Below are 1,073 nucleotides of genomic sequence, written 5' to 3' on the forward strand. Positions count from 1 at the left end.
CCCAACTACTATTGGACTGCAACGCCGTCATTTGCCACAAGATGCCGGGCATCCACCAATGGATGCGAGCATCTTTACCTGGATGCTGCCCGGGCATCTGCATGGAGATGCCCCCCCGGGGTGCTAGCTAGTTTCTGTCGCGAAACTGGGTTTCGTGAACAAATCTCAGGGTATTTTCGCACGCAGACCCGTGCTGGTCGTAGTGGTGTGGTCGAGATCGAGGAGAAATCGGGCTGTGAGCCGGGCGATGGTGCCTCAGTGATCACTTCTGCGATCGCTGACGCCGCGGGCTCGTCGGCGAGGCCGAACTCCTCACCGTGGCGCCGCCAGCGCGGCGGCCGGCCGCTACGCGGCGCGCCGTCGTCGTCGCGCGGCGCGCCGACTCATGAGGTCGGCGATCCGCAGCAGGTTGTTGGCCAACACCGCCGCGCCGACGAACACCTCGAACCGCCCGCGCCCTTGGAGCAGGCAGCGCCGCATCCCGCGACCGCGCCGGAGGACCGAGATGCGGCCTTCGATGCCCGCGCGAAAGCGCTGCCCCTGCTTGAAGGGGCGACTCTTCTCGTGCGCCGTGCGCTCCTCGGTCTTGCGCCCGCCGCGCTGGGGGACACACTCGGTGTCCACGCCGGCGGCGGTCACCGCCTCCACATTGGCGGGCGTGTAGAACCCGCGGTCGGCCGCGTAGAGGGCGGGGGCGCGCCCGAAGCTGGCCTGATGCTGGGCGAGCGACGGCGGGACATGGACCTCGTCGACGGGATTGCCGTCGAGCACGCGGTAGTCGGTGATGAGGCCGTGTCGACTTTCGGCCAGGAACACTTTGTGCCCGAATTCGACGGCGGTCTTCACTTTGGCGCGCTTGATGAGATCGGTGTGGGGCTCGAAGATCGAGAAGATCTTCTCGTGGACGGGGACCTGTTCGCCCCCGAGCACCCGGCGACGGGTTTGCACGATGACCCGGTCGGCCAGGCCACAGAAGTGCTCGATCTCACCGCTCAGTCCGGTGACGACGACGGCCGCGCGCGGATCGCCGGGCGGGGCGGCCCGCGCCGTGGCGACTCTCCGCCAGGAACACC

1 pseudogene is annotated in these 1,073 nt (G+C 67.9%); it reads right to left on the minus strand.

The features are described 5' to 3' along the window. Positions 1–345: 345 nt before the first annotated feature. Positions 346–1,073 (minus strand): annotated as a pseudogene (locus ACRDSQ_RS26735) (hypothetical protein); the annotation flags it as partial.

The sequence above is a fragment of the Actinokineospora sp. genome, assembly GCF_050699995.1.
Lineage (GTDB): Bacteria > Actinomycetota > Actinomycetes > Mycobacteriales > Pseudonocardiaceae > Actinokineospora.